Source organism: Streptomyces ortus (assembly GCF_026341275.1).
In the GTDB taxonomy this organism is placed as follows: domain Bacteria; phylum Actinomycetota; class Actinomycetes; order Streptomycetales; family Streptomycetaceae; genus Streptomyces; species Streptomyces ortus.
Window position 1 is genome coordinate 7539402 of the sequence record NZ_JAIFZO010000002.1, and the last position, 21508, is coordinate 7560909.

General features: G+C 71.6%; 22 protein-coding genes. 13 read left to right on the forward strand and 9 right to left on the reverse strand.

Going from position 1 to position 21508, the window contains the following annotated elements; genetic code table 11:
• Nucleotides 1-17 precede the first annotated feature (17 nt).
• From K3769_RS35995 to K3769_RS36025, 7 genes are all read left to right on the forward strand, one after another.
• Nucleotides 18-1016, forward strand: a complete 999-nt coding sequence (locus K3769_RS35995) for an alpha/beta hydrolase (protein ID WP_267030413.1) — start codon at nt 18-20, stop codon at nt 1014-1016.
• Between the two features lie 49 nt (nt 1017-1065).
• On the forward strand, nt 1066-2370 hold the full coding sequence (gene ccrA, locus K3769_RS36000) for a crotonyl-CoA carboxylase/reductase (RefSeq protein ID WP_267030414.1): 1305 nt from the start codon (nt 1066-1068) through the stop codon (nt 2368-2370).
• Between the two features lie 393 nt (nt 2371-2763).
• The gene (locus K3769_RS36005) at nt 2764-4383 is read left to right on the forward strand and encodes a sensor histidine kinase (protein ID WP_267030415.1); all 1620 of its coding nucleotides are present in this window, start codon (nt 2764-2766) and stop codon (nt 4381-4383) included.
• Nucleotides 4384-4388: 5 nt separating this feature from the next.
• On the forward strand, nt 4389-4799 hold the full coding sequence (locus K3769_RS36010; RefSeq protein ID WP_055611716.1) for a roadblock/LC7 domain-containing protein: 411 nt from the start codon (nt 4389-4391) through the stop codon (nt 4797-4799).
• Nucleotides 4796-5167, forward strand: a complete 372-nt coding sequence (locus tag K3769_RS36015; RefSeq protein WP_107022312.1) for a DUF742 domain-containing protein — start codon at nt 4796-4798, stop codon at nt 5165-5167. Before K3769_RS36010 ends, K3769_RS36015 begins: the two co-directional genes overlap by 4 nt.
• Nucleotides 5148-5762, forward strand: coding sequence for a GTP-binding protein (locus K3769_RS36020; protein WP_267030416.1), 615 nt, complete (start codon nt 5148-5150; stop codon nt 5760-5762). Before K3769_RS36015 ends, K3769_RS36020 begins: the two co-directional genes overlap by 20 nt.
• On the forward strand, nt 5759-7015 hold the full coding sequence (locus tag K3769_RS36025; protein ID WP_267030417.1) for a cytochrome P450: 1257 nt from the start codon (nt 5759-5761) through the stop codon (nt 7013-7015). The genes K3769_RS36020 and K3769_RS36025 overlap by 4 nt, the downstream gene beginning before the upstream one ends.
• A 107-nt stretch (nt 7016-7122) precedes the next feature.
• Here the strand turns inward: K3769_RS36025 and K3769_RS36030 are convergent, their stop codons facing one another.
• On the reverse strand, nt 7123-8154 hold the full coding sequence (locus K3769_RS36030) for a 7-epi-alpha-eudesmol synthase (protein WP_267030418.1): 1032 nt from the start codon (nt 8152-8154) through the stop codon (nt 7123-7125).
• 356 nt (nt 8155-8510) lie between these two features.
• Between K3769_RS36030 and K3769_RS36035 the strand changes: the two genes are divergently transcribed.
• Entirely contained in the window at nt 8511-8903 is a 393-nt protein-coding gene (locus tag K3769_RS36035; RefSeq protein WP_267030419.1) for a VOC family protein, read from the forward strand.
• 36 nt (nt 8904-8939) lie between these two features.
• On the opposite strand, the gene K3769_RS36040 is transcribed toward K3769_RS36035, so the two are convergent.
• From K3769_RS36040 to K3769_RS36050, 3 genes are all read right to left on the reverse strand, one after another.
• The gene (locus K3769_RS36040) at nt 8940-9407 is read right to left on the reverse strand and encodes a peroxiredoxin (RefSeq protein WP_267030420.1); all 468 of its coding nucleotides are present in this window, start codon (nt 9405-9407) and stop codon (nt 8940-8942) included.
• Between the two features lie 61 nt (nt 9408-9468).
• Nucleotides 9469-9765, reverse strand: a complete 297-nt coding sequence (locus tag K3769_RS36045; protein WP_267030421.1) for a DUF4235 domain-containing protein — start codon at nt 9763-9765, stop codon at nt 9469-9471.
• Between the two features lie 79 nt (nt 9766-9844).
• Nucleotides 9845-10873 carry a glutathione S-transferase family protein gene (locus K3769_RS36050; protein WP_267030422.1) on the reverse strand — a complete coding sequence of 343 codons (1029 nt, stop codon included), beginning with the start codon at nt 10871-10873 and terminating at the stop codon, nt 9845-9847.
• A 94-nt stretch (nt 10874-10967) separates the two neighbouring features.
• On the opposite strand from K3769_RS36050, the gene K3769_RS36055 reads away from it, so the two are divergent.
• On the forward strand, nt 10968-11948 hold the full coding sequence (locus K3769_RS36055; protein ID WP_267030423.1) for a cation diffusion facilitator family transporter: 981 nt from the start codon (nt 10968-10970) through the stop codon (nt 11946-11948).
• A 50-nt stretch (nt 11949-11998) separates the two neighbouring features.
• On the opposite strand, the gene K3769_RS36060 is transcribed toward K3769_RS36055, so the two are convergent.
• Together K3769_RS36060 and K3769_RS36065 are read right to left on the reverse strand one after the other, a co-directional pair.
• Nucleotides 11999-12448 carry a nitroreductase family deazaflavin-dependent oxidoreductase gene (locus K3769_RS36060; protein WP_267031690.1) on the reverse strand — a complete coding sequence of 150 codons (450 nt, stop codon included), beginning with the start codon at nt 12446-12448 and terminating at the stop codon, nt 11999-12001.
• 173 nt (nt 12449-12621) lie between these two features.
• Nucleotides 12622-14082 (reverse strand): aldehyde dehydrogenase family protein, encoded by a 1461-nt coding sequence (locus tag K3769_RS36065; RefSeq protein ID WP_267030424.1) that lies wholly within the window; start codon nt 14080-14082, stop codon nt 12622-12624.
• A gap of 228 nt (nt 14083-14310) precedes the next feature.
• Here K3769_RS36065 and K3769_RS36070 point away from each other — a divergent pair, with 228 nt between their 5' ends.
• Complete coding sequence (locus tag K3769_RS36070; RefSeq protein WP_267030425.1) at nt 14311-14862, forward strand: flavoprotein; 552 nt, start codon at nt 14311-14313, stop codon at nt 14860-14862.
• Between the two features lie 63 nt (nt 14863-14925).
• On the opposite strand, the gene K3769_RS36075 is transcribed toward K3769_RS36070, so the two are convergent.
• Entirely contained in the window at nt 14926-15798 is an 873-nt protein-coding gene (locus tag K3769_RS36075; RefSeq protein ID WP_267030426.1) for an endo alpha-1,4 polygalactosaminidase, read from the reverse strand.
• 209 nt (nt 15799-16007) lie between these two features.
• On the opposite strand from K3769_RS36075, the gene K3769_RS36080 reads away from it, so the two are divergent.
• Complete coding sequence (locus K3769_RS36080) at nt 16008-17024, forward strand: NAD(P)-dependent oxidoreductase (protein WP_267030427.1); 1017 nt, start codon at nt 16008-16010, stop codon at nt 17022-17024.
• A gap of 18 nt (nt 17025-17042) precedes the next feature.
• Nucleotides 17043-17717 (forward strand): HAD-IA family hydrolase, encoded by a 675-nt coding sequence (locus tag K3769_RS36085; RefSeq protein ID WP_267030428.1) that lies wholly within the window; start codon nt 17043-17045, stop codon nt 17715-17717.
• Between the two features lie 48 nt (nt 17718-17765).
• Here K3769_RS36085 and K3769_RS36090 read toward each other — a convergent pair whose 3' ends face one another.
• Nucleotides 17766-18608 carry a phytanoyl-CoA dioxygenase family protein gene (locus tag K3769_RS36090; protein ID WP_267030429.1) on the reverse strand — a complete coding sequence of 281 codons (843 nt, stop codon included), beginning with the start codon at nt 18606-18608 and terminating at the stop codon, nt 17766-17768.
• A 64-nt stretch (nt 18609-18672) separates the two neighbouring features.
• Between K3769_RS36090 and K3769_RS36095 the strand changes: the two genes are divergently transcribed.
• A complete protein-coding gene (locus tag K3769_RS36095; protein WP_267030430.1) occupies nt 18673-19620 on the forward strand; it encodes a helix-turn-helix domain-containing protein in 948 nt (315 codons plus the stop codon).
• A gap of 16 nt (nt 19621-19636) precedes the next feature.
• Here K3769_RS36095 and K3769_RS36100 read toward each other — a convergent pair whose 3' ends face one another.
• The gene (locus K3769_RS36100) at nt 19637-21499 is read right to left on the reverse strand and encodes a glycoside hydrolase family 9 protein (protein WP_372515185.1); all 1863 of its coding nucleotides are present in this window, start codon (nt 21497-21499) and stop codon (nt 19637-19639) included.
• Between the last annotated feature and the right edge of the window lie 9 nt (nt 21500-21508).

Here is a 21508-nt window from a genome sequence, read left to right on the forward strand (position 1 = left end):
CCTGAAGGGACTGACCCATGACTCGTAAGCGCAGATGTGCCGCCCTCGCCGTCACGACGGCCCTGCTCGGCACGGGCGTCGTACTCACCGCCCCACCCGGCGTGGCCGCGCCCGCGCAAGCCGCCGCACCCGTCGCGGAGGCCGCCGCGAACGCCACCGTCGTCGGCGAGACATGGCTCGACGCCCGGACCGTGGACCTCACGATCGCCTCCCCGGCCGTCGGCGCCTCCCTGCCCGTACGCGTCGTCCTGCCGACCGGCTACGCCGCGGACCCCGACCGCGCCCGGCCCGTCCTCTACCTCCTCCAGGGCGCCCACGACGACCACACGTCCTGGACCAGGGAGACGGACGTCGTCGACTTCCTCGCCGGACAGGACGTCCTGACCGTGATGCCGTCGTCGGGGCCCACCGGCATCCCCACCGACTGGTGGAACTACGGAAGCGCCGCCGCGCCGGACTACGAGACCTTCCAGGTCGAGGAGTTGCCGGACGTGCTGCGGCAGAGGTTCGGGGCCGGGACGAAGCGCGCCGTCGCCGGCGTCTCCACCGGCGGCTACGGCGCCCTGGCCTTCGCCGCACGGCACCCCGGCACCTTCGGCGCGGCGGCCTCGTACAGCGGGATCCTCGACACCACGGCCCTCGGCATGCCGACCGTGCTCAACGCCATCGTCGCCCGGGAACAGCTGCTCCCCCTGACGCTCTGGGGCAGTTACCTGCTCAACCGGGACAACTGGAACCGGCACAACCCCTACGCGCGGGCAAGCGCCCTCCAGGGCACCGGTCTGTACATCTCGCAGGGCAGCGGTCTGCCGGGCGGCGTCTTCGGCAATCTCGAAGGCGCCCTGCTGGAAGGCACGCTCTGGGCGCAGGCCCACCGTTTCACCGCGCAGCTGGACGCCCTGGGCATACCGGCCCAGGTGCACTTCTACAGCGGGGGAGCGCACGCCTGGCCGAACTGGCGGCAGGAGTTCAAGGCGTCCTGGCCGACGCTCGCGAAAGGTCTCGGCCTGAGCTGATCCCGGCCCGAGCGGACCCGGGCCGACCCCCACCCAAGGAGGAACCACCATGGACGCGCTGGCGCAGGCCGTCGTCGCGGGAGCCGACCGCACGGAACTGGCCCACCTCCCCACCCCCGGCCGCTTCACCGCCGCCCATCTGCGCGCGGAGGACGTGGACAGCTTCGCCGGGGTCGCCGACAAGGACGTCCGCAAGTCGATCCACCTCGGTGACGTACCGATGCCCGAACTCGCCCCGAACGAGGTGCTGGTGGCCGTCATGGCGAGCGGCATCAACTACAACACCGTCTGGTCGGCGATGTTCGAGCCCCTCCCGACCTTCTCCTTCCTGAAGCACTTCGGCCGCCAGGGCCGGTGGGCGGCCCGGCACGACCAGCCGTTCCACGTGATCGGCTCGGACGCGTCCGGGGTCGTCGTCCGCGCCGGTTCGGGCGTCCGCCGGTGGCGGGTGGGCGACCACGTCGTGGTGAGCCCGGTCTACGTCGACGAGGAGGACCCGGCGACCCACGCCGACGGCATGCTCGGCAACGGCATGCTGGCCTGGGGCTTCGAGACCAACTACGGCGCGCTCGCCCACTACGCCGTCGCCCGCGCCAGCCAGCTCCTGCCCAAACCGGCCCACCTGACCTGGGAGGAGGCCGCCTCCAACCCGCTGTGCGCGGGCACGGCGTACCGCATGCTCGTCAGCGACCGGGGTGCCCGGATGACCCAGGGCGACGTGGTCCTGATCTGGGGGGCGGCCGGCGGGCTCGGCGCGTACGCGGTCCAACTGGTGCGCAACGGCGGCGGGATCGCGGTGGGCGTGGTCAGCAGTGAACGCAAGGCGGAGTACGCCCGCCGCCTCGGCTGTCACGTGGTCATCGACCGGGAGGAGATCGGACTCGGCGACGGCGACGCGCCCGCCGACCCCGCCGTCACCGGCAAGCGCCTCGGCAAGCTGATCCGGGCCGCGACGGGGGAGGACCCGCACATCGTCTTCGAGCACGTGGGCCGGGCCACCTTCGGGGTCTCCGTGTTCGTCGTACGCCGTGGTGGCGCGGTGGTCACCTGCGGCTCCAGCACCGGGTACCTGCACGAGTTCGACAACCGCTATCTGTGGATGCGCCTCAAGCGGGTCATCGGCAGCCACGGCTCCAACCTCCATGAGCAGGCCGCCGTGCACCGGCTCCTCGACCTCGGCCACCTGGCCCCCGCCCTCACCGAGACCTACCCCCTCACCGACACGGCGGAGGCGGCCAGGCTGGTCCAGAGCAACACCCATCTGGGCAAGGTCGGCGTCCTCTCCCTCGCCCCGGCGCCCGGCCTCGGCGTCACCGATCCCGCGCACAGGGAGCGGGTGGCCCGCCCCGTGTGACCGAATCGTAGTAACCGCCCCGACGCGTCCGGGCCCCGTCGCTCACGACGGGGCCCGAGCCATGCGGGCGAGGACCCCGGCAGATAGCCCGTGGCGTATGCACCTATTTAGCCCCGCAGATGGTGGATCATGGTGACGAGTCAGCGGATTTGTCGACTCATATGGCCTGGTCGGAGCATGACGAAACCTTCACGGCGATGGATCGGCCGGGGTGATCCGTTGGAGATCAAACCCGATAAGGTTCCCTGAGGAGCGGCGAGTTGACGTGACAGCGATCGCTGGTCACTCGCTCTCCACGCATGCCTGTCCCGGGGGCGACCACCCCGTGACCAGTGCAGCCCCTTCCCCCCCGAACTTCCCCCCTGTTCGATCGTGTTGCTTTGAAGGATGCAGATGGAACTTGCCACTCCGCCACCGGCGGCGCGGGCACCGGCCCCCTGGTACAGCTGGTGGCTGCTGCCACTCGCGTTAGGGGCCGGCACCGTCGTCGCCGCGGTCGTCGGCTCCGACCAGGTCCGAATACCCGCGATCGTCTCCGGCGTCGTCGTCACGGCCGCGAGCGCCGTCACCGTACGGCTCCTGATCCGCTCTCAGCGTCAACTGCGCAGCAGCGCAGGCGAGTTCAGAAACGCGCAGACCGAGCACTCCCAGCAGTGGCAGCAGCATGTGGCCGGCCTCGAACGCATACACGCCGCCGAGCGCGACACCCACGACGCACAGCTCGCCGAACAGGCCTCGGCCTACGAGGCACGCATCGCCGAGCAGAACCGGGCCTGGCAGGAACAGCTGGACCGCCAGCTCGCCGCGGTCGCCCGACTCGCCGACGGTCTGCTGCCCGAAGCGCTGGAGCGGCTGCGGGCCGGTGACTCCATCGACGACCTGCTGCCCACGGTCGATCGGGGCGCCGAGGTCGGAGCCGACCTCCAGGCCGCGCTGCGCAAGGTGCTCAGAACCGCCCTCCTGGGCGTGGAGCAGGAACTCGACCGCTCCACCTCCGCCGAGCAGGCCGTCATCAGCATCGGCAGCCGTATCCACGTACTGACCAGCAAGCTGCGCGGCCGGCTGCACGAGATGCAGGGCGAGCACGGCAGGCTGCCGTCCGTCGCCCAGGGGCTGATGGAGCTGGACCAGGAACTCGGCCCCGCCGACTCCCTGGCGGCGAGCATCGGCGTACTCGGCGGCACCGACCGCCCGGGCCGCCAGTGGCAGGAACCGCAGCGGCTGCTCAGCGTGGTGCGCGGCGGCATCGGCCGGATCAGGGACTTCGACCGCGTCCAGGTGCGGTACCTGCCCGAACTCGGCGTCGACGGCGGTCTGGTGGACCACCTCACGCTGGTCTTCGCCCATCTGCTGGACAACGCGGCCCGTTACTCGCCGCCCACCGAACCCGTGATCGTCTCGGGCAAGGAGGTCCCGAACGGCGTCGGTGTCGAGATCCAGGACTCCGGCAAGGGCCTGAGCGAGGAGAAGAAGCAGGAAGCCCTCCAGGCGCTCGAAGGCGTGGCCCCCGGTCCCGGTATCGGCGGCGTGTCCGAGGACGCGCACCTCGGTCTGCGGGTGGTGGGCGTGCTGGCCCGCCGGTACGGCATCAGGGTCACCTTCGCGGACTCGCCGTGGCTCGGTACCTCGGTGGTCGTCGTGGTACCTCACAAGTACTTCAGCCAGCTGCCCGCCGTCACCACCGCGCCGGCCCCGGCCGCCCAGGTCATGGCCGCCCAGGTCACGGCCGCGCCGGAGACCGGGGCCGCCGGGAGCGACACGGCGGACGGGGCCGCGCAGCCGGAGGAGACCGGGGACACCACGCCCGGGGGTCTGCCCAGGCGCCGCAGGCGAGCCGAGTCGGAGCGGCCCACGGCTGCCGTGGCCGTACAGGACGACGACTCCGTCGCCACCGCCTCGCACGCGGTGCCGCCGGACGCCTCCTTCACCGGCCTGGCCGCCTTCGCCACGGCGGGGCGTGAGCCGGCCGCCGGCGTCGAGTCCACAGAGCACCGCACGGAAGAGAGCGACTAGTCCTCATGACGCAACAGGGAACCGACGTGAGCTGGGCGCTCCGCGATCTGGTCGAGAGCATCCAGGAGATCCGCTTCGCCCTGGTGGCCTCCAGCGACGGCAAGGCCATCACCTCCTACGGGGCCGACGACCCCGACGACGTGGACCGCTTCGCCGCCGTGGTGGCGGGACTGCAGGCACTGGCCCAGCCGGTGGCCGAGCAGTTCCCGAAGTACGCCGGACAGCTGCGGCTCGCGATGATCGAGGTCGACGGCGGCCACCTCTTCGTGGTGCGCGCGGGGGTGGAGACCTACCTCGGCGTCCTGGCCAGGGAAGGGCTCGACCAGGGCCTCCTCGGCCACCAGATGAGGGACCTGGCCCGCAGGATGGGTGAGCTCCTCGGCACCACTCCGCGTCTGGAGGAGCACTCTGGATGAGTGGTCCCCGTCGACCCACGGACCCGTCCGGTCTTGAGCGCTACTACGTCCTCACGGGCGGTCGCAGCGGACCGGGCGGTTCGTCGTCGAGCCTTGACGTGGCGACCCTCATCACCTCCCGTGCGGCGGCCGGTCCCGGCCTGCAGCACGAACACGAGGAGATCCTCCGGCGCTGCCGTGATCCGTTGTCGGTGGCCGAACTCGGCGCCCATCTCGGACTGCCCTTCAACATTCTCGCGGTGCTCTTGGCCGATCTGCTGGACGCAGGCCGCGTTGAGGCCCGTGATCCCATCCCGGCGTCAGGCGCCGGTCGCGGGCCCGACCTCGCGCTCCTTGAGGAGGTACTCAGTGGACTTCAAAGGCTTTGACCATCCCGACCGCGACCCGGCCGACGGCGCGGCCGGTGCCCGCTCGGTGAAGGTGATGATCGCCGGCGGATTCGGCACCGGAAAGACCACCATGGTCCGGTCCGTCAGCGACATCAAGCCGCTCACCACCGAGGAGACGCTGACCCAGGCCGGCGCCGACGTCGACAACCTGATCGGGGTGGCGGACAAGCAGGAGACCACGGTCAGCCTGGACTTCGGCAAGATCGGCCTCAACGACCAGCTGATGCTCTACCTGTTCGGCACCCCCGGGCAGGAACGGTTCTGGTTCCTGTGGAACGGCCTCTTCAAGGGCGCGCTCGGAGCCGTGGTCCTGGTGGACACCCGCCGGCTGGCCTCCAGCTTCCGGGCCATCGAGGAGATGGAGCGGCAGGACGTCCCGTTCGTGATCGCGCTGAACGTCTTCCCGGACTCCAAGGACCACCCGGTCGAGGAGATCCGGGACGCCCTGGACATCTCCCCCGACATCCCGGTGGTGGCCTGCGACGCCCGCGACCGGGCCTCCAGCCGCGATGTGCTCATCGCGCTGATACGGCACCTCAAGGAACGCTCCGCAGTCGTACTGGAGTCCCGATGACCGACCAGCCGTTAAACGACGGCCCCGAGGCCCCGCGCGGCTGCCCGGTCGCACACGGCGGGGGAGCGGAACCCACCCGGCTGTACGGGCCCGAGGCCGCCGTCGACCCGATCGGCATCTACGGGCGGCTGCGCAAGGAGCACGGGCCCGTCGCGCCGGTCCTGCTGGAGGGCGACGTGCCCGCCTGGCTGGTGCTCGGCTACCGGGAGAACCGGCGGGTGCTCGACAACCCCCGCCAGTTCAGCCGGGACTCGCGGATCTGGCGGGACTGGAAGGAGGGCCGCGTCGAGAGCACCTCACCGCTGATCCAGATGGTGGGCTGGCGGCCCGACTGCGTCTCGCAGGACGGCGAGCCGCACCGCAGGCTGCGCAGCGCGGTCACCGACAACCTGCAGGCCGTCTCGGGCCGCGGTATCCGCCGGCACGTCACGCACTTCGCCAACAAGCAGATCGACGCGTTCGCCGACGCGGGCAGCGCCGACCTGGTGTCCGAGTACGCCGAGTACCTGCCGATGCTCGTACTGACCAGGGTGTTCGGGCTCGCGGAGAGCGAGGGGCGGCGGCTCGCCGAGTCGTCCGCGCAGGTCATCAAGGGTGGCGCGGAGGCGCTCGTCCACAACGACCGCATCATGCGGATCCTCGGCGAACTCACCGAGCGCAAGCGGGTGGAGCCCGGCTCCGACTTCACCACCGGGCTGCTGGAACACCACGCCGACCTCGACGAGGACGAGATCGTCAACCATCTGCGTCTTGTGCTGATCACCGCGCACACCACGACCAGCAACCTGCTGGCCCGGGTGCTGCAACTGGTCCTTACCGACGCGGGACGGCTCTCCGGGCTGGTCAGCGGGCAGCTGAACATCTCCGCCGTCGTGGAGGAGGTCATGTGGAACACTCCGCCGCTGGCCGTCCTGCCGGGGCGGTTCGCGACCGCGGACACGGAACTCGGCGGGCACCGGCTCCAGGAGGGCGACCTGCTGGTGCTCGGGCTGACCGCCGGCAACACCGATCCGGAGATCCGGCCCGACGCGGGTGTCTCCGTGCACGGCAACCAGTCGCACCTGGCGTTCAGCGGGGGGCCGCACGAATGCCCCGGGCAGAGCATCGGGCAGGCGATCATCGAGACCGCCGTCGATGTGCTGCTGCACCGGCTGCCGGGGCTGCGGCTCGCGGTGACCCCGGACGAGCTGACCGCCACCGCGTCCACGTGGGAGGCACGGCTGGACCGGCTGCCCGTCCAGTTCGCCGCGTAGACCGCTCGCCCGGTTCCCCGCGCCCCGACGGCCCCTGTCCGGCAGCGGAACTGCCGGACAGGGGCCGTCGGGGCGCGTCGGGAAAACGTTGTCGGACTCTCGGGCGTTCAGACCGCCAGGAGGTCGTCCAGGGAGCCCTTGCCCGCCAGTTCCGCCTTCGAGGCGGGCGTCTCCTTGTCGGCGGCGTAACGGCCCGAGGTCAGCGCCCATTCGTAGTTGCCGTTGATCCAGTGCTGGATCGCCTCGACGCCCATCCGGACCCTGCCGCGCTCCTCCTCGTTCAGGCCCAGCTCGTCGCACATCTTCGGTACCTGCGCCTCCAGTTCGAGGTACTCGGCGAGGCACGCATTGGTCATCCGGACCGCCTCGTCGGCGGCCTCCTGCCAGCCGCAGCGGCGCTCGCGGTGCAGGACGGCTATCAGGTTGTGGCCGTCCCCCCGGCGTTTCTCGCGCTCGAAGGAGTGGATGTCGTTCATGAAGCCGATGGTGTCGGCGGCCAGGTCCCGCATCCGCTCCATCAGCGGATGGGCCGCCGCCTCGGCGGGCACCTCGAAGCCGCGGCTGCGCTCCCCGGCGTCGATGCTGTGGTGGATGCCCACCGTACGGCGACGGAACGCCGCGTACTCCTGAAGGTCGAGCGTGCCGGCCAGACCGCGGGAGGCGAGGTCGACCTCCTCGGTGTGCGCCACGAGGAAACGGCCCCAGGAGGCCGCGAACCGTGTCCGCCATGTCAGAGACATGCCATCCGAAAGATGGGCCCAGACCTCGGCCCAGGCCACGGTGATGGGGCAGACCACCCGGGGGGTGATGCCCGCCGGGCGCAGGGGCGTGACGATGAGTTCCCGCGCCACCTCCGCTATGCGGTCGGCACGGTCCGGCCTGCCCGAGTCGAACTGGTCGTCGAAGAGGAAGGCCAGCGAGAACCAGTTCATCAGGACGACCATGTCGTCGGCCGACGCGTGGGGATACGTACGGGCGGCTGCCTGGGGCAGGTCCCAGGACCGGTACTCCTCGAAGCCGGCGTTGCTGCGCACCAGGCCCTTGTCCCACACCCAGCGCAGATGGCGGGCCTGTGCGTAGTCGAGGTGGGTGCTGACCGGGGTGGTGAAGGGGAGGTCGAACCTGACGTCCTGCGGCATTCGCGTCCTTTCCAGAGACGACATCGCAGGGCCCCCAACCCCCGCGCGCGGACGTGCGGAAGTGCCGCCCGCTGACCCGAACTACGTTTCCCGAGACGTAAGTTGACTCGATTTACGCTACGAGGCTGCCCTGATCGTAAATGATCTGTGCCGCGGCCTCGGTGACTTCACCGTGAACCCGCGTGACGACGACCCGTGACCCCGGCGATTTGTCGGCCTCCGTGGCTCAATGTGCGTGCTTGCGCCGCCGGGCCGTCCTCGGCCGGTCGTGCGGGCTGTTCTCCACGGGACGGGGTACCCGGTCGACGAGCAGTGGGCGGACGGCCGTTCGCGCTCGGGCCGTCTTCGGAGGAGATATGGCACTGGTAGTGGCAGGCATCGTCGTGCTGGACTGTTCGGAGCCCGAGAAACTCGCCGCGTTCTACAAGGAGTTCCTCGACGGCGAGGAGACCCACGCGACGGCGAACCGGGTGGAGATCAGGGGCGCCGAGGGCATGCGGATGGCGTTCCGCCGGGACGTCAACGCGACCCCGCCCAGCTGGCCGCGTCCCGAGAACTCCCTCCAGGCCCATCTGGACTTCTACGTGGAGGACCTGGACGAGGCCGAGCGCAAGGTCATCGGCCTGGGCGGGCGCGCCGTGGAGGCCAAGGACGCGGGCGGCCCGTACGAGGAGCGGGGCTACGCCGATCCGTCCGGCCACTCCTTCACCCTGCGCACGGAAGCGGCGACCGCCCCCAAGCAGGGCTGAGCCCGGTCCCGGCCGGATCGCCCCGAGGGGGTCCGGTCAGGCGCGGTGCGCGCGCAGGGCCGCCAGGGCGCGGTCCGCGTGCGCGCTCATCCGGAGCTCGCTGCGCACCACTTCGAGGATCGTCCGGTCCTCGGCGATCACGAAGGTGACCCGCTTGGTGGGCGCCAGTGAGAAACCGCGCTTGACCCCGAACAGCTCGCGGACCGTACCGTCCGGGTCGGACAGCAGCGGGTAGCCGAGGGTGTGCTTCTCGGTGAACTCCCGCTGACGCTCGACCGTGTCGGCGCTGATCCCCACCGGCCGTGCCCCGGCGGCCGTGAACTCGGCGGCCAGGTCGCGGAAGTGGCAGGCCTCGGCGGTGCAGCCCGAGGAGAGCGCCGCCGGATAGAAGAAGAGCACGACCGGGCCTTCGCCCAGCAGCTCCGAGAGCTGCCGGGGCGTGCCCGTCTCGTCGGGGAGAGTGAAGTCCGCGACGGTGTCGCCCACCGCTGCCTGGTTCGTCACGACTGGCTCCCTGACTGTCGGCCACCTGTAGGAAGGCCACCGTACTGGACGGTAGGGATCCTCAGTCGCGGCCCCCCTTGTCGTCGCCGGGCCACACGCCGGTGGACCGTTCGATGGCCTTCGCGCCGGTGCGGTCCGCCGCGCTGCGGACGACCGCGAAGATCGCGCCCTGGACGGCCGCCGCGAACAGCACCTCGCCCCAGCCGCGGTTCTTGTCCAGCGCGTCGGGTGCGTCGTCCTCGTGGCGGATCATCTTCCAGGTCTTCTGGAACGCCATCCCGGCCAGGGTTCCGCTCGTCCAGCCGAGCAGGAACCCGATGGGCTTGTAGACGACGGGCAGGCTCTTCTTCTTCGGCACCTGGCTCTCCTTCGGTAGCTGTTTTCCAGGACATCAGGCGAGTGTCCAGTTCAGCGGCGAATACGCGGCCCCGATCCCGTCAGGGCCGGCCCGCCGCCGGTACCTCTTCGCCCTCGCGTACGGGACCGGGCGGGCTCCCGTCGCCGAACGGGCGCCCGCCCAGCTCCTCGCGGCCGTGCGCGGTCAGCCAGCCGGACAGGTCGGGGCCGAGCGGTACGACGCGGGTCGGGTTGATCCCCTCGTGGACTCGGTAGTAGTGCCGCTTGATGTGGTCGAAGTCCACGGTGTCGCCGAACCCGGGCGTCTGGTAGAGATCACGGGCGTAGGCCCACAGCACCGGATCCTCCGTCAGCTTGTGGCGGTTGCACTTGAAGTGGCCGTGGTAGACGGCGTCGAAGCGGACCAGGGTGGTGAACAGCCGGATGTCAGCCTCGGTGATGGTGTCCCCGACCAGGTACCGCCGGTCTTCGAGCCGCCGCGACAGCGCCTCCAGCCGGTGGAACACACCCTCGTAGGCCGCCGCGTACTCCTCCTGGTTGTTCGCGAACCCGGCGCGGTACACCCCGTTGTTGACGTCCTGGTACACCTCCTCCATGACCTCGTCCAGCTCGTCGCGGAGCCCCTCCGGATAGAGGTCCGGCGCCCCTTCGCGGTGCAGGTCCCGCCACTCGGTGGCGAGGTCCAGGGTCAGCTGCTGGTAGTCGTTGGTCACCAGGCGCCCGCTGCCCACGTCCACCAGGGCGGGCACGCTGACACCGCTCGGAGCGCCCGGCTCACGGGCCTCGTACGCCTCGGCGAGGTAGCGGATGCCCAGTACGGGGTCGCGGCCCCCGGGGTCCAGGGTGAAGCGCCAGCTGCGGTCGTCCTGGATCGGGTCGGTGACCGCCATCGGCAGGGCGTCCTCAAGGCCCAGCAGCCGCCGCGAGATCACCGCGCGGCTCGCCCAGGGGCAGGCCCGGCTGACGACCAGCCGGTAGCGCCCGGCCTCGACCGGCCAGCCGTCGCGTCCGTCGGCCGTCACACGGTCCGCGAAGTGGCTCTTCGACCGCTTGAAGGGTTTCTTCCCGAGCGCGCTGTTGCCCTCGCCGGCGCTCTTGGTGTCGCTCATGAAGCGTCTCCTCTCGTCCGTCCGCCTCCGGGAGGGTTCCCCGAAATCCGCCGTCACCTCGTGTGAGGCAGGGCGGGTGGGGCATTCGGCGGAGGTGAACCGTGAGTCTTCGTCCGCATCGGACCGCCGTACCCGTGTCACCGTGCTGGTGGCGCTGGCCGCCAACCTCGTGATCGCCGTGGCCAAGGCGGTGGGCGGTCTGTTCGCCGGATCGCCCGCCCTGCTGTCGGAGGCCGCGCACTCGGTGGCCGACAGCCTGAACGAGGTCTTCCTGCTGGCCGCCCTGCGCCGCAGCAGGCGGCCCGCCGACAACCGTCACCCCTTCGGGTACGGAAAGGAACGCTTCTTCTGGTCACTGCTGGCCGCCGTGGGCATCTTCCTGATGGGCGGCTGCTTCTCCTTCTTCCAGGGCTTCGAGGCCCTGGGCAGCGAGAGCTCCGAGTCCCACAGCGGGTATGTGGCGGGCCTCGCGGTCCTGGTCGTGGCGCTCCTCGCCGAGGGAGCCTCCCTGCTGCGGGCGCTCCACCAGGTGCACAGGCAGGGCGGCTTCTCCACCGAGATCCGTGACCCCGCCCTGCGTACCGTCATCGCCGAGGACGGCACCGCCGTACTGGGAGTGCTCTTCGCGATCGCCGGCATGGCCCTGCACATGGTGACCGGCCAGGTCGTCTACGAGGCCTCGGCCTCCATCGCCATCGGCTGCCTCCTGGTCTACGTGGCCTACCGGCTGGGCCGTGACGCGCGCGACCAGCTGATCGGGCAGGCCACCGACGAGGAGTCGAGCAGCCGCATCCGCGCCCTGCTGGAGGCCCAGCCCGAGATCGACTCCGTGGAGTCCCTGCTGACCATGCAGCTCGGCCCCGACTCGACCCTGGTGGCGGCCCGGGTCGACCTGACGCCCGGCATGGACAGCGAGGAGGTCGAACTCGTCGCGATACGCATCAAGGAGTCCGTGCGCAATCTGGTCCCGGAGGTCGACCAGATCTTCCTCGACGTGACCGACGCCCGCGTCGCGCGCCGGGCCGCCGCACACGAAAAGGGCCCCGCCGCGACGGGGGAGCGCGGCGGGACCTGAGCGTCGGGTGCCCGACGCTCACCGGTTCATGCACCTGTGCCCGGAAGGGCTCAGTGGCCGGCGACCGGCTCCAGGACGAAGACGGGAATCTCCCGGTCGGTCTTCTTCTGGTAGTCGGCGTAGTCGGGGAACGCGGCGACCGCCCGCTCCCACCACTGGGCCTTCTCCTCGCCGGTCACCTCGCGCGCGACCATGTCCTGGCGCGTCGGACCGTCCTGCAGCTCCACGCGGGGGTCGCCGACCACGTTGTGGTACCAGACGGGGTGCTTGGGCGCGCCGCCCAGCGAGGCGACGGCGGCGTAGCGGCCGTCGTGCTCGACCCGCATGAGCGGCGTCTTGCGGATCTTCCCGCTCTTCGCACCCCGGGTGGTCAGCACGATCACGGGACGTCCCGTCTCCCGCAAGGTCGTCCCCTCGGTACCGCCGGAGCGCTCGTACAGCTCCACCTGATCCCGCACCCACTGGGTGGGACTGGGCTCGTACTCACCCTCAAGAGGCATGTCATCCATCCCATCGATCGTCGTCGTGTACGACTCGTGCAGGCCCGTGCCGACTCCCGTCGGCGCCTGCCGATTGGGAGTTCAACACGTTCGCCGTGTCTTTTTCATCCCGCACGGAACGTTTCACCCTCACACCTGCCCGAGTACGGCCGTCCGAGTCACCATGGAGGGATCTAGAACGGGAAGTGCGCCTGCTGCGTGGCCAGGGTCACCCAGCGGGTGTTGCTGAACGCCTCGATGCCCCAGCGTCCGCCGAAGCGCCCGTAGCCGCTGCCCTTGAACCCGCCGAAGGGCGCGTTCGGTTCGTCGGCGACCGACTGGTCGTTGACATGCACGATGCCGGTACGGATCCGGCGGGCGACCCTGAGCCCATGGGTGCCGTTCTCGGTGATGATCCCGCAGGTCAGCCCGTGCTCCGTCGAGTTGGCGAAGGAGATCGCCTCGTCGTCCGTACGGAACGTGCTGATCACGGCGAGCGGACCGAAGGCCTCCCCGCGGTACAGCTCGGCGTCCTCGGGAAGGTCGGTCAGGACCGTCGCCGGATGCACAGCTCCCTCGGGTTCGGCGCCGCCGGTGAGGACGGTCGCGCCCTTGGCGACGGCGTCCTGCACGAGCGTCGCGACCCGGCGGGCGGCGTCCCGGGTGACGAGCGGGCCGACGACGGTGTGCGGATCCGCCGGGTCGCCGGACGCGAGCGACTCGGTCTTCGCGGTGAACCTGGCCGTGAACTCCTCGGCCAGGCTCTCGTGCACGAGGATCCGGTCGGCGGACATGCAGATCTGGCCGGAGTTCATGAAGACGGAGAACACGGCCGCGTCGACCGCGTAGTCGACATCGGCGTCGTCCAGCACGATCACCGAGTTCTTGCCGCCCAGTTCGAGGACCGCGGGCTTCAGATGCCGGGCCGCGTGCACACCGATGATCCGGCCGACACCCGTGGAGCCGGTGAAGTTGACGGCCCGTACGCGCTCGTCGGCGATCAGGGCCTCGGCGACGTCGGCCGCGTCCTCGGGGGCGTTCGTGACCACGTTCAGGACGCCGTCGGGCAGGCCCGCCTCGCGCAGGATGTCCGCGATGAACAGACCGCAGGCGATCGGCGCGTCCTCGCTCGGCTTCATCACCACGGTGTTGCCGGCGGCGAGCGGCGCCGCGACGGCCCGTACCCCCAGGATGACCGGGGCGTTCCACGGCGAGAAGGCGGCCACGACACCGACGGGTTCACGGACCGCGAGTCCCAGCGTGCCCTCCTGCTGCGCGCTCAGGACCTCTCCCCGCGGCGCGGTCACCGCGGCGGCGGCCTCGCGGAGGATGTTCGCGGCGAGACCGACGTTGAACATGGCCCAGGGACGGGTGCCGCCCACCTCGCCCGCCATGATCCGTACGGCGTCCTCGGTGCGGGCCTCCAGCAGGTCGGCCGCGGCGAGGAAGATCGTGCGCCGCTGCGCCGGGCCGAGCGCGGCCCACCCCTCGAACGCGGCGTCGGCGGCGTCCACGGCCCGGGTGACGTCCTCTACGCCGGCCGCGGCGACCGTGGCGTACAGCTGGGCGCTGTAGGGATTCACGTCCTCGGCGGTGCGGCCGGAGACCGCGGGCTGGTCCTTGCCGCCGATCAGCAGATCACGATGGAGGGTCATGCGTGGCTCTTCCCGTCGGGCGACGCGCGCGCGGCGCTCCACGACGGAACGCCCACGTTCGTCTGGTGAACAATCGTCCATTGAATCTTCAAGGGGGAGTCTGCAACCCGTCAGGGCCTCAGTCAATGGCCGACGGCCCGCCCGGCGCGTGGCGCGCGGCCGGGGGAGCGAGGGGAGTCGCCGCCGGTTCAGTAGGGTTCCCGGGTGACTGAACAGGTGACTGAACAGGTGACTGGGCAAGCGGCCGAGCAGGTGGCTGAGCAGGTGGCTCAACAGGCCCGGAAGCCCTTTCTGTACGTCGTCGTCTGCGCGGCCGGAGTCGCCGACGGCATCGGTGAGCTGATCTCCCTGGCGCAGGAGCGCACCTGGGAGGTCGGTGTCATCGCGACCCCGCTGGCGACGGGCTTCTTCGACGTCGCGGCGGTCGAGGCGCGGACGGGCCGCCCGGTCAGGTCGGCCTGGCGTTCGCCCGGCGATCCGCGTCCGTTCCCGGACCCGGACGCCGTCGCCGTGGCGCCCGCGACCTTCAACACCGTCAACAAGTGGGCGGCCGGCATCTCCGACACGCTGGCCCTCGGCACGCTCTGCGAGGCGTACGGGATGGGGGTGCCGATCTCCGTACTGCCCTGTGTGAGCGAGGCGTTGACCGCCCACCCCGCGTACCGGGACAGCCTGGAGAGGCTGCGCGGGATGGGGGTCCGGTTCGGGGAGCACGCCTTCGGCGGACCGGAGCAGCGCGGGTTCCGCTGGGAGCAGGCGCTGGACCTGCTGGAGCGCTGACCCGCGGGCGGTGAGTACGGGGCTGCTGCCGTCAGCCGGTCACCTGGTCAGCCGGTCACGTGGTCAGCCGGTCTCGCGGACGTAGTCGTCGCTGTCCGGCGTCGACACCTGGACGTCCCTGCGCACGACGCTCAGCCGGTCGCCGAAACCGTCGAGGGCCTTCTCGAAGCCCTTGTCGGTGTACTCCACCACGACAACCTTGTCGTCGAAGGCGTCCGCGTACTCGCCGCACTCGTCGTACGCGCCGCACTCCTCCACCACGGCGAAGTCGAGCCCGGCGCGGGTGCGCCGGTCCGCCAGTTCCACGGTGTTCTTCTGGGCGATGGCCAGTCCGCGAGCGTGCGCGCGCTGCGACAGCAGCTTGATGAAGGACACGGCGTCGTCCGCGTTCAGGAGCCCGTCGGAGCGGGTGTAGCTGTCGTAGTTGTCCGGCTCGACCGCGTCGAAGCCCTTGTCCGCGCAGCCGTCGATCCACTGGTCGACCCGATCCGCGACCCGCTTGCGCTTGGCGGGTGTGCCGATGTCGAGCAGTGCCTCGTCCCAGTCGGCGTCGATGACGACCTCGCCCTTCCCGTCCCGCAGCAGCAGGTCGTCGGGCCAGTCGTCCTGCTCGTCGGGCTGGGCCTGGAAGGCGTTGACGTAACAGATGTTGTACAGGCCGCGCGCGGGGTCGTCACCGCGGTCCCGGGCGACGATCCGGACGCCGGACGGCGGGGTGTAGGCGCCGCCGATCTGGTAGTCGAAACCGTCGGGCACCGGGGGCAGCCGTACGGCCTCGGAACGCGGCTTCGTGCTGCCGGCACCGTCCCTGCTGCCTGTGGGGCCTGCGGCGTCCTTGCCGTCCCCGTCCGACGTGCAGGAGACCAGGGCCGCGAGGGCGACCAGGGCGGCTGCCGCCCCGAGAAGTCCCGTGCGGGGGCCACGCTTGGCGGGCATGTCCGCTCCATCGATCGCGAGTACGACCCCGCCTCGGACTCCGTGACGGTCCTGGCGACTGTGGCCGGACTGCGGAGCTTGTCCACCGGCTGGGCGCACCTCTGAGTGCCGGGCTGTACGGCTGGGCACGTATGGATCAAAGCGCGCCCAAACCCGCACGTCAAGTCGGTGCCGACGGCGCCGGTCGCACGACGGATGTGAGGAGAACCGTGAGCGTCCCGCACAAGCCGCTCGTGATCCTGCGCCCCGACCCGCACCCCCTGGACCGCATTTTCAGGCCGGACACCCTGGCCCGGCTCCACGACCGCTTCACCGTCGTCGGACCCGACACCGAGGAGGCCTTCGACCGGGCCCTGCCGGGCGCCTTCGCCGTCGTCGGCCAGCCCGACCTGCCCGCCGGACGCCTCGCCCGCGCCGGCGAGTTGAGAGCCCTGCTCAACATCGAGGGCAACTTCTTCCCGAACGTCGACTACGAGGAATGCTTCCGCCGCGGCATCCATGTCCTGGGTTGCGGACCCGCCTACGCCCAGGCCGTCGCCGAGTACGCCCTCGGGCTCGCCCTCGACCTGGCACGCGGCATCAGCCGCGAGGACCGTGCCTTCCGCGCCGGACGGGAGCGGTACGTGTCCGACGGCACCGCCGACTCCGTCCTGCTGCGCGGCGCGGACATCGGCCTGATCGGCTTCGGGAACCTCGGCCGCGGCCTCCACCCGCTCCTCGCGCCCTTCCGCCCGACCCTGCGCGTGTACGACCCCTGGCTGCCGCCCGCCGTCCTGCGCGAGCAGGGCCTGGTGCCCGCCCCGCTCGACGAGACGCTGGCCCGCAGCACATTCGTCTTCGTGCTGGCCACCGTCACCGACGACAGCCGCCAGCTGCTCGGCGAGCGTGAACTGGCACTGCTGCCCGACGGCGCCCGGCTCGTCCTCGTCAGCCGCGCGCCCGTGGTGGACTTTCCCGCGCTGCTCGCCGAGGTTGCCCGGGGCCGCCTCCTCGCGGGGATCGACGTCTGGCCCGACGAACCCGTCCCGGCCGGCGAACCCGCCCGTTCCCTGGAGGGTCTGGTCCTCTCCGCCCACCGCGCGGGCGGCATCCCGGAGGCCTTCCTGACCATCGGGGACATGGTCGTCGACGATCTGACCCTGCTGGCCCAGGGGCTGCCGCCCGCCCGTATGCAGGCCGCCGCCCGCGAACTCGTGGGCCGCTACCGCAACCGCCCCGTCCTCTGAAAGGCCCGGACCCAGGACATGAAGTTCCCGGACACGACCACGGACAGCAGGATCCCCTGCGAGGGGCTCCTCTTCGACAACGACGGCGTGCTGGTCGACTCCGACTTCGGCGTCGACCAGGCGTGGAGCCGGTGGGCCCGGGCCCGCGGGCTCTCCGCCGAGAAGGTCACGGCGATGGTGCACGGACGCCGCTCCGCCGACACCGTCGCCCTGCTGGTGAGCGACCCCGGGGAGCGGTCGGCCGCGCTCGCCGAGATCGACCGCCTGGAGATCGAGGCTGCCGCCACCACGACCGCGCTGCCCGGCGCCCTCGACCTCCTGACGAGCCTGCCGGAGGGCAGTTGGGCCGTCGTCACCTCCGGAGTCACCGGGCTGGCCCGGGCCCGCCTCGCCGCCGCGGGCCTTCCCCTGCCGCCCGTGCTCATCAGCGCGGACGACGTCACGAACGGCAAGCCGGCCCCCGACGGCTACCTCGCGGCAGCGGCACGCCTCGGTGCGGACCCCGCGCGGACCGTCGTCCTGGAGGACGCCGTCGCGGGTGCCCGGGCGGGGGAGGCGGCCGGTGCGTACGTCATCGGCGTCGGGCCGCGCGGCCTGGACACCGGTGCCCCGGTCGTCGTACGCGATCTGCGCGGGCTGACCTGGCACGGCGGTGTGCTCGACCTGGGCGCCGCGGACCTGCTGCGTTCCTGACCGGGCGGGACCCTCGATTCGGTGCGGGCCCTTCGGTCCGGTGCCGGTTCAGTGCGGGCCCGACGGTGCGAACTCCGTGCCGCACGGGCCCGCGCCCTCGCTCTCCCGCAGCTGAGCGGGATCTCCGCTCATGGTCAGGGTGGGGTAGTAACGGCCGATGCGCTCCGTGGAACGGCCGACGTAGTGGCCGATGAACGAGCGGCGGAAGCGGTCGGCGCTGCGGTTGGGCGGGGAGCCGTGCACCAGGCTGCCGTTGAAGAAGAGGACGTCTCCCGGCGCCATGTCGATGGGGACGGCGGACAGGCCGGGCGGCGGCGGCACGTACTCGCGGGCGAACGACAGCGCCTCGTCGGCCTCCTCGGGGCAGAACAGCTCCATGCGGTGGGTGCCCGGGACGACCTCCAGGCCGCCGTTGTCCCGGTCGATCGTGTCGCAGGCGATCCAGGCGGCCACGCAGGTGCCCGGCTCGGTCCGCAGATAGAAGTTGTCCTGGTGCAGGGCCTGGCCCCGGGCGCCCGGCGGCTTGAAGTAGAACATGCTCTGCGCCGCCAGCACCTCCTCGCCCAGCAGGAGTTCGAGCTTTTCGCGCACCCGGGGTTCGAGGAGGAAGCGCCGGGCCAGGTCGTTGACGCGGTGCGGCTGCATGACCCGCGGGTAGACGTCCAACGGGTCGGCCGCCGAGGCAACTCCGGTGGTCCCGGCGTCCCTGGTGGCCCCGGTCGCGCGGGGCCGGAAGTGGCCCGGGACCGGTCCGGCGGCGTGCAGGGCGGCGAACGCGGCGCACAGGGCCTCGATCTCCGCCGGTGCGAACAGCCCGCGCGCCACAGCGAAGCCGTCCTCCTCGAAGCCGCCCGCGAACCCCCTGTCCGTGACTGCCGTACGACCACGCATGCGACGCCCCTCTCGCTCCGCTGTTCTGGATGCCCCACGCTAGGTACAAGCGCTTTCCGGGAGGATGCCTGTGCGTGCTGACGAGTTGCCCGAGGCTGCTGTGCCGTCCCCGCCGCCGGGCCTGGTGACCGTCGGCCGCTTCGACCAGCGCCCCGGCTACAGCGTCAACCGGCCGGGCGGCGCCGACAGCTGGCTCTTCACCTGGACCACGGGCGGCGCGGGACTGCTGACGCAGGGTGCCACCTGGACGCGGTCGGGCGCGGGCGACCTGGTCGTCCTCGGCCCCGGCGTGCCCCACCGCTACGCGGTCGCGCCGGGCGCCCCGCGGTGGATGTTCTGGTGGGTCCACTGCCAGGCCCGCCCGGCCTGGACGGACCGGCTGCGACCCCATCTGCTCGGTGACCGGCTCCACGCCGTCACGCCGGTACCGGCCGGTGTGCGGGACCGGCTGGAGCAGGCGTTCGGGCGGATGCTCGCCGACGCGCGGTGGACGGGGGAGGGCGCCCCGCCGGACACGGAATCCGCCGAGCAGGCGGGATCCGCCGAGTCCGGGGGCGGCCCGGTGGCCGTCGCCCACGGCACCGCCGCCCGCGAACTGGCCCTCTGCTCCCTGGAGTCGATCGTCCTGCTCACGACCGCGACCGCGACCGCTTCCGTGACGGTCGGCGGGGAGGCGGACCGGCCGGGCGTCGACGCGCGGATCCGACGGGCCGAGGCACGTATCGCCGCCGACCCGGGAGCGCCGCACACGGTCGCCACCCTGGCCGCCGGAGTGTCGCTCTCGCCCTCCCGCTTCGCCCACCTCTTCACCCAGCAGCTCGGCCGCTCACCGATGCGGACGCTGCTCGACGCCCGGCTGCTGCACGCGGCGCGACTGCTGGAGGCGACCGACCTGCCGGTGGAACGGATCGCGGTCGCCGCCGGTTTCACCAGCCCGTTCCACTTCAGCCGGGTCTTCCGGCAGCGCTACGGAGCCCCGCCCGGCGCGTACCGGGCGGGGCTCCGACGCTGACGGCGGGGCGGTCGGCTCAGCGGTGGCGTTCGGCGGCGAAGGCCGCGAGCCACGCCAGCGGGGCGTTCCAGTTGATCGTCACCTCGTTGGTGGAGTACGAGCCGATGTCGTCGATGTAGCAGGCCGCGGGGGCGCACCCGGCCAGATGCTCCTGCGCCACCGGGTCCTGCAGCCCGCTGTTGGGACCGCCCGCGAGGGAGCCGGCCGGCGGATGCGGCAGCGAGGCGTCGTACTGATGCGCCCAGAACCGGTGGTGCTGGTTCTGGGCGTACGTGTCGCCGTAGCCCGTGACATAGGAGAGATCCAGGGTGTTACGGCCCAGCAGGTAGTCCATCGACTCCAGCACCCCCGCGCGGTACCGCTGCCGACCGGTCAGGGCGTATGCGGTGGCCACCACGATCGCGTTGTTGGTGACCTGGCTGTTGGAGCCCCATACGTACCCGTTCGCGGGGATGGGCACCGCGTAGCCCTGCCCGGCCATCGTGGCGAGGTGCCCGTCGGCTGCGGCGGTCACGGAGGCCCGTACGCGCCGGATGTCGGAGGCGGGCAGCCCGTTCGGCACGGTCGCCAGGGTCAGCCGGCCCAGCGCCGCGGTGTCGGCCCAGTTGAAACCGGTCGGGGTGAGCGCGTCCGCAGAGGTGTGCCAGGGGGAGTCGGTGACCGCGTCCCGGTAGGCGCGTTCGCCGGTCGCCGCGTACAGCTCGGCCGCCGCCCAGTAGAAGTCGTCGGTGACCTGGGCGTCGTTGTAGGGGCCGCCGCCGGTGCTGTCCGAGTCCGGCGCGTAGAGCGCGGGGTTGGCCTTCGCCGCGGTCCACGCCGTGCGCGCCACGCTCAGACACCGCTTCGCGTACGCGGAGTCGTACGGCCTGAACACGCGCGCGCACTGCGCGGCCGTCGCGGCGAGATTGAGCGTGGCCGCGGTGGACGGGCGGTGCAGCTCGCGGGGCTGCGGGTCCAGTTCGGGCCGCGTCGGGATACCCGTCCAGGCCGCGTCGTGAATCTTGTGGAAGGCCATGCCGGCGTAGGGCTTGCCCTCGGGCACCTGCATCCGCATCAGGAAGTCGAGTTCCCAGCGGGCCTCGTCCAGGACGTCGGGGACGCCGTTGCCGCGTTCGGGGATCCGCTGGGTCGAGTCGCCGAGCGCGGACGCGGTACCCGCCCGCTCGGCGCGCGCGAAGGAGTCGACGAGCAGCCAGACCGAGATCCCGCCGTTGACGACGTACTTGCCGTGGTCGCCCGCGTCGTACCAGCCGCCCCGCACGTCCTGGGTGTAGTCGCACACCCCCGCCTGGCACGGGACGCTCGTGTCGCCCTGGTTGGGGGCGACCCCGAGATGCCCGGCGGGGCGTGCGTAGGAGGGGCCCACCAGCGAGGCCTCGATGGGCGTGCCGCTGCGCTGGTGGTAGAAGAAGGCCAGTGAATCGCTGCGCAGCGTGTCGTAGAGGTTTGCGCGGATGTCGAAGGGGGCGCTGCTCCACCCGTCGACGACCAGGACGAAACCCGCTCCCGTCTTGCGGAACGCGGAGAAGTCCGCCACCTGGGTCGCCTCGCCCGAGGCGGCGTCCAGGCCGTGCACGACGGTCCGGCCCGAAGCGACCACGGAGCCCGACGCGCTGCGCAACTGCCAGGTCAGCGGCTCGGAGGCCGCGGTGACCACCGTGGCGCGCTTGGGGCCGTCGGGCAGGTAGCCGGCCTGGTTGACCCGTACCGGCGTGGTGGCCGCGGCGGGATCGGCGGCGGACTGGGCGCCGGCCGCGCCGGGCGCGAGGGTGAGGCCGCCGGTCAGCAGGACGGCCGTCAGCAGCGCGGCGGTCCCGCGTCTTGCGACGCTGCCGTGACGGGGATTTCCGGAGTGGTGGCGGTGCACGTGCGGGAACATGGGCATGGA

Coding starts and splice junctions, on each gene's coding strand:
- K3769_RS35995 (WP_267030413.1), top strand. CDS start 18: ATGACTCGTAAGCGCAGATGTGCCGCCCTCGCCGTCACGACGGCCCTG.
- ccrA (WP_267030414.1), top strand. CDS start 1,066: ATGGACGCGCTGGCGCAGGCCGTCGTCGCGGGAGCCGACCGCACGGAA.
- K3769_RS36005 (WP_267030415.1), top strand. CDS start 2,764: ATGGAACTTGCCACTCCGCCACCGGCGGCGCGGGCACCGGCCCCCTGG.
- K3769_RS36010 (WP_055611716.1), top strand. CDS start 4,389: ATGACGCAACAGGGAACCGACGTGAGCTGGGCGCTCCGCGATCTGGTC.
- K3769_RS36015 (WP_107022312.1), top strand. CDS start 4,796: ATGAGTGGTCCCCGTCGACCCACGGACCCGTCCGGTCTTGAGCGCTAC.
- K3769_RS36025 (WP_267030417.1), top strand. CDS start 5,759: ATGACCGACCAGCCGTTAAACGACGGCCCCGAGGCCCCGCGCGGCTGC.
- K3769_RS36030 (WP_267030418.1), bottom strand. CDS start 8,154: ATGCCGCAGGACGTCAGGTTCGACCTCCCCTTCACCACCCCGGTCAGC.
- K3769_RS36035 (WP_267030419.1), top strand. CDS start 8,511: ATGGCACTGGTAGTGGCAGGCATCGTCGTGCTGGACTGTTCGGAGCCC.
- K3769_RS36050 (WP_267030422.1), bottom strand. CDS start 10,873: ATGAGCGACACCAAGAGCGCCGGCGAGGGCAACAGCGCGCTCGGGAAG.
- K3769_RS36060 (WP_267031690.1), bottom strand. CDS start 12,448: ATGCCTCTTGAGGGTGAGTACGAGCCCAGTCCCACCCAGTGGGTGCGG.
- K3769_RS36065 (WP_267030424.1), bottom strand. CDS start 14,082: ATGACCCTCCATCGTGATCTGCTGATCGGCGGCAAGGACCAGCCCGCG.
- K3769_RS36075 (WP_267030426.1), bottom strand. CDS start 15,798: ATGCCCGCCAAGCGTGGCCCCCGCACGGGACTTCTCGGGGCGGCAGCC.
- K3769_RS36085 (WP_267030428.1), top strand. CDS start 17,043: ATGAAGTTCCCGGACACGACCACGGACAGCAGGATCCCCTGCGAGGGG.
- K3769_RS36090 (WP_267030429.1), bottom strand. CDS start 18,608: ATGCGTGGTCGTACGGCAGTCACGGACAGGGGGTTCGCGGGCGGCTTC.
- K3769_RS36095 (WP_267030430.1), top strand. CDS start 18,673: ATGCCTGTGCGTGCTGACGAGTTGCCCGAGGCTGCTGTGCCGTCCCCG.
- K3769_RS36100 (WP_372515185.1), bottom strand. CDS start 21,499: ATGTTCCCGCACGTGCACCGCCACCACTCCGGAAATCCCCGTCACGGC.